This is a genomic window from uncultured Gimesia sp. (assembly GCF_937910335.1).
Classification (GTDB): domain Bacteria; phylum Planctomycetota; class Planctomycetia; order Planctomycetales; family Planctomycetaceae; genus Gimesia.
This window is the reverse complement of sequence record NZ_CALEMX010000542.1, coordinates 1-5860: the sequence shown is the minus strand read 5'-3', so window position 1 is coordinate 5860 and position 5860 is coordinate 1. Positions and strand designations below refer to the sequence as shown.

Below are 5860 nucleotides of genomic sequence, written 5' to 3'. Positions count from 1 at the left end.
TTGGCAGCGCTGGGCATCAGTCGTGAAACAAACCCGTGATGGTCCCAGTCGGTATCCGTAATTTCGATGAACCGCACACCCGCCTCAGCAAAACGTCGTGCCAGCAGGCACTGTCGACCGAAACTGTCCGAAGGCCCATTAATTCCATAGGCTTTCAAAGTAGACTTGCTTTCTCCGGAAAGATCCATGACCTGGGGAAGTTCATCTTTCATGCGGAACGCCAGTTCGAAGGATTCAATCATGCCTTCCAATCGTGTATCGCCAGGCTGTTGCTCCGTAAAATTTCGATTCATCGATTGCAGTAAATCTAACTGCCGTCGTTGCCCCTGTCGGGAAAGTCGTGGATTAATCAAGTTGCCAATCCGGGCGTCTTTGATGTTCTTTCCTGCTTCGCCGATCGAACTCGCTTGATAGGCAGCCGGTAAAAAGGCACTGGCATAATAGCGGCTACCCCCCAGTGCTTTCAGAGGATTCAGCGAAACAAAACCGGGCAGGTTTCCATTCTCCGTACCCAATCCATAAAGCACCCACGAGCCGATACTGGGGCGCACGAATTGAAAACTTCCTGTATGCATCTGTTGCAGTGCCTGGGGATGATTGTTGTTATCGGTGTGCATGCTGTTAATAACACACATTTTGTCGACCTGTCCGGCCAGATGCGGAAATAAATCAGAGACCCAAGTGCCGCTCTCTCCATATTGGGAGAATTTCCATTGCGAGCCGAATAATTTACTGTTTTTGTTCCGTCCCGGCTTCAAGTTGTCGGCATTCAGCTTGGGCTTATAATCGAAGCTTTCTACCTGTGAAGGCCCGCCACGCATACAGAGAAAAATTACACGTTTCGCACGCGCGGGGAAGTGAGGCCGCTTTGGTGACAATGGACTTTCATAGGCCTCTGCTTCCTGCTGGCATAAACCGGCCAGCGCCAACCAGCCAAACCCTGCCGAAACAGTTTTCAGGCAATCGCGGCGTGTAGGTCCGATTGGGAAGTTTTCTGGAATAGAATGCGTCACTGACAAACTCTCCTGGTTTTATTTGACATGTCGAAACTCACTGCCAGCTAAAAGTGCCTGACAAACACTGAGCCATGCCTGTCGTTGTTGTTCTGTTTCCGATAACGCTTCTTTCGAAATTTGTACAAGCCCCTGCTCCGTAGACAAAAATGTGAAGACGGCCGCTTGTTCTGTTTTCATGGCTTTACGGGACAATGCCAGTTCATAAAGCCGATTCAATCGTTGGGTATTGTTCAAAGATTTGTTTTGTAGAAGGCGATCAGCGGTTTCTCTGGAAAAATCGATCATCGCTGCGCTGTTCATCAGGAACAGCGCCTGTGAAGGAACGGTCGTCTGATCGCGTTGGCCTACCAGTGAATTGGGATCGGCAAAATCAAACAACTGTAACATTTCAGGCAGATTCCCCCGAACAATCGGCAGGTAGATACTTCGATGGTCACTGGCCATCATCTCCGGAGTTAACTTGGTTCGGGAATTAAATTCATACTCGCTGAATACGCCAATTTGCTGAATGGCAGAACCCACTCGGCGTTCCCGGTTCAGTCGACCACTGACCGCCAGCAGCGCATCACGAAACGATTCCACATCCAGTCGGCGAAGTGGCATATGCCACAAGAATAAATTATCGGGATCAATCGCACGTCCTTTACTTTCAACATCACTCGCCATTTGGTACGTCCGGCTCAGCACAATTTCACGGATCAGAGTTTTGACGGACCAGTTTTGCTCTATGAATTTCGCAGCCAGATAGTCAAGTAATAATGGGTGTGTCGGTTTCGACCCCGTAACGCCAAAGTCATCCGGAGTACTAACCAGCCCCCGTTCGAACAACTGTTGCCAGACACGGTTCACCAGCACACGGGCCGTCAGGGGATTCTCGCGGCTGGTGAGCCACTTTGCCAGTTGCAATCGACCACTCTCCTGTTTGCCGATCTTTGGCAGGTTTGTCACTTCAATGGCCTGCAATACACCACGGGGGACGACTTCTCCGTAATGCGTCACTTCCCCACGAACGCGTATTTTACTGTCGATCGGTTTCGGGTAGTCACACGCCCCCATTGTAAACTCTGGTTGCGCAGGCGGATGGGCCACCATGTTTGCCAGATCTTCATCCATCTTTTTGATGCGTTGATCCCAATCTTTGATCTCGGCATCCATCTTCTCAATTTCCTGCTTCAGCTTCGCTTTGTCTTCACCCGTCTTGTTGAGTTTTCTTTTATGGTCAGCCACCCGTCGGATAACTCGGTATCGATCCGATCGTGCGGTATTTCGTTTTTGGGTCTGTTCCTGTACTTGCTTCAAATGAATACTGGCAGGTCCCGACAACTTATCCGCGTCAGCGCCAATGGCGATCAGGCCCGAATCATTCACCCCTTTGATTCCCATCGGGCCGATCCCGTATTGAGTATCAGTGCTACGTAGAATTCCGACCAGCGCATAATAATCAGCCGTCGGCACAGGATCGAATTTGTGATCATGGCACCGCGCACAGCTCACTGAAAGACCCAGGATTCCCCGACAGATAACATCAATTTGCTCGTCGATCGAGTCCATCAGAAAAAGTTCACGTTTCCGCTCTTCCAGACTTTTGGGACCTAAGGCCAGAAAACCAGTCGCAATCGTTTGCCGATCCTGTTGGGCCCGGTTCTTTGATGGCATCAGGTCGCCTGCGATTTGTAATGCGATAAATTGGTTATAAGGCAAATCTGAATTGAGGGCATCGATCACCCAGTCACGATACCGCCACGCATGCTGCCACGCCATATTGCGGGCCAGGCCATTACTCTCTGCATAACGCGCGACATCCAGCCAGTGTCGACCCCAGCGCTCACCGAAATGGGTAGACGCCAACAGGTAATCGACGACCTCCGCTACAGGCACGGACTGAAACTTGTCTAATTCCTCAGGAGTGGGTGGCAGGCCAATCAGGTCAAAAAAAAGACGCCGCAACAAGACAGGACGCGTTGCATCATTTGCAGGAGGAATCTGTTTCGCTTCTCGCTTCGCTGATACAAAATAGTCCAGATCATTTCGTGGCCACTGTTGATGTTTGACTTCGGGTAATGCCGGCTTCCGAATGGGCTGCAATGACCAGAACTCGCGCGCTTTGGCAAAATCCATTCCCACCGCCACCGGTTTTCCATCGCGGGGATCCGGTGCGCCCATATTGATCCATTTTTCAAAGTCGGCAATGACCGATGCGTTCAGCGGATCACCGTCCGGCGGCATCTCCAGATCCCGCTCATGTCGCATCGCGGCCAGTAATAAACTTTGTGACGGTTTCCCCGGCACAACAGATGCCCCGGTGTCTCCACCCCGTCGTATCCCTTCGCGCGTATCAAGCTGTAAACCACTACCTAACTCCCCATTTTTGGCTGCCTCCGCCGAATGGCATTCATAACATTTAGTAACGAGTACCGGGCGGATTTTCTTCTCAAAGAAAGCAATACTTTCAGGAGTCTCAGCTGCAATGGAATCTGTCAATGGAATCGTAAGAAAAACACAGATCACACTGAGTTTCTTGACAATCTCAAATGTCAACATGGTGGAACTTTCAAGGATGGTAGGTATCCCCTTACTGTATCTTCTCATGAGGAAGTGATCAAGAAGTATTTATAAAAGGGCACGTCGATTTACAGCGCTGAATTTCGGTGGAATCAAAACTCATAGATCCACATATTCACGTTAGCCGGTCGAGGTTCCGACACCGAGATTATTTTTCAAAAGAGAATATCGGGATTATCATAAATGCTTCTGAACGCATTGCTTCTGTTCAAATGGGTTAGTGGAATTGATGAAAATGAGACGAGCTTCCATATTCCTCATTCTGGTAGTATTTTTTGAGTCCGGTCAAAAAAAGATGTTTTATGATTGAAACTCAGAAATAAGGGGATATCAATAAGGATAGGCACATTAAAAGCAGGCACATTACCTCACTTCACTCAAGGAGAACTGCAATGTCTATTTGTGCAAAAAATGTGTTTGTTGCTCTGTTGATCGTTCCTTTGGTAATCTGCTTGGGCACTTCATGCACCTCTTCTACTTCCACAGAAAAAGAGGTGAAGGTAAATTCTGTAAAAGTGAGTGCCATCAAACCTGCAGAAGCAGAAAAAGAGATCGAACTCACCCCAGAACAGTTACAGGAAGTTGATAAGGACGTCGAAAGTATTGTGGTCTCTGCAAAAGAGAAAGAGAAGAAAACGGATGCAACTCCTAAACGCGATGAAAAAAAAGTGGCAGAATGCAAGCGGGGGTTACGCGATAAAGTAACGAATGCCAGGAAGTTGTTTAACTCGAAGGGCAGCGCACACTACCACGATACAGCGTGGCTGAACACCGTGTTGGCAAATGCCCGCAACGAGTACGATGCCTGTATGGCAATCGCCAACAACTGATCGATTGGTAATCTCTCAAATAATCGGTCCGTGTCATATCCTTACGTGGCGTATCTGATTCACGTCAGCCAGCCTCACGTTCATTTTCGTGGGATTGGTGGCTGCGTGAATCGGAGTCTTTTCCGAAGCAGCTAAAAGTCCGCCGGGGGTTTCTTTTCTCTGATCAGATAAAACCATTTCTCATAATGTTTTGTATGTCCGCTTTTTGACTGGGCCTCGATATAGTCATGAGCCGTCGGAATGCGATACGTCTCCAGCGATTTGAGTTTAGGATTCAGGAAATACAGAAAATCTTCCGCAATCGGAATTCCAGCACGCGAAAGTTCGACTAACACATCGCGATGCAGTTGATGACTGCCATGCTCGACTAACTCCATCCGGATACCATATTCACGATGGTTGTCAATCTTTCCAGATCGAGCGCGGCGAGTTACCTCTGCAAACGCCTCACGCTGATACGCATTCGCCATCTCCCAGATCAAAATCGTAGCCCGTCTCTCTTTGGGCATTTTGGGATTCAGCTCGATTACCAGTCCACGTTTCCCTGTTTGATCTTTCACATTTCCGAGCGGAAACTCATTCGTCGAAGCTATCCGATACGAGTGTCGCTTCCGCACGTAATCCGCCATTTTCTTGTACTGCGCACTATGTGAGCTGAGCAAGCCATCCAGCTCAGTATAACCCTCAGGCCATTCTTCAACAGGACTACCAGCCACAGTCAGCGAAAGCAGAAACAGAGTCGCGGTATTCATCGGGGCTCCTCGCAGATATTTCTTTCAACACAGGCGGAACACTTGTTACTGTATCTCGACCAGATCTAGTGATCAAGATCTTTACTCAAAAAGGTTATGATCACATGACTCATGAATTTTCGATGTTTCCATAGAATCTACTTCCAAATAATCACTGCATAGATTCGACTAGACTCCCTGCCGCGATTCGCGATTATGCGTTGTTAAGCGTCGCGCGCGAGTGAGAGATAATTCCACTGACAATATGAGAACAAGTGACCTCATCAGTACTACAAAAGTCCCGCATTTCAGACGAATTTGAAAGAAACCGTAGTTCACCCGTTCCCAATAAGCACCAGATATCGACGCTTATCGAACACGCTTCAACCACGGTTCGCCGCGTTTTGGCAACGTATGAGCAGCCTTTGCACACCTTTAGACCATCATTTTCACTTGTCCAGAACACGCCCTTCTCCATAATCGTTGACATCCATTCAAATCATCCTGCTTAAATCAGGAACTGCGATTTCGAGACATTCCTCTACCGTGTGTAAGAATTTAACTCTTTACAAATCAAATACGATAGATAGAACCGACTAAAAAACGTCCGAGAAATTATACGCGATATCAATCAATAAACCCTACCTGAAAATTTAACACATGTTGGTTGCTTTGATATCAGATTGGTGACGTAATGTATCAGGATCACAATCATGCAATG

Annotated in this window: 5 protein-coding genes; 1 reads left to right on the top strand and 4 read right to left on the bottom strand. The window is 48.1% G+C overall.

The window, feature by feature from the left end; all coding sequences use genetic code 11:
* Positions 1 to 1013: DUF1501 domain-containing protein (locus tag Q0668_RS22320; protein ID WP_298868742.1), on the bottom strand; the 1013-nt coding region annotated here is incomplete at its 3' end.
* Positions 1014 to 1031: 18 nt separating this feature from the next.
* Entirely contained in the window at positions 1032 to 3557 is a 2526-nt protein-coding gene (locus Q0668_RS22315) for a DUF1553 domain-containing protein (protein ID WP_298868741.1), read from the bottom strand.
* A gap of 413 nt (positions 3558 to 3970) precedes the next feature.
* Here Q0668_RS22315 and Q0668_RS22310 point away from each other — a divergent pair, with 413 nt between their 5' ends.
* Positions 3971 to 4408, top strand: a complete 438-nt coding sequence (locus tag Q0668_RS22310) for a hypothetical protein (protein ID WP_298868740.1) — start codon at positions 3971 to 3973, stop codon at positions 4406 to 4408.
* 131 nt (positions 4409 to 4539) lie between these two features.
* Here Q0668_RS22310 and Q0668_RS22305 read toward each other — a convergent pair whose 3' ends face one another.
* Positions 4540 to 5160: a hypothetical protein gene (locus tag Q0668_RS22305; RefSeq protein WP_298868738.1), complete on the bottom strand. Its 621-nt coding sequence runs from the start codon at positions 5158 to 5160 to the stop codon at positions 4540 to 4542.
* A gap of 193 nt (positions 5161 to 5353) precedes the next feature.
* Complete coding sequence (locus Q0668_RS22300; RefSeq protein ID WP_298868737.1) at positions 5354 to 5629, bottom strand: hypothetical protein; 276 nt, start codon at positions 5627 to 5629, stop codon at positions 5354 to 5356.
* Between the last annotated feature and the right edge of the window lie 231 nt (positions 5630 to 5860).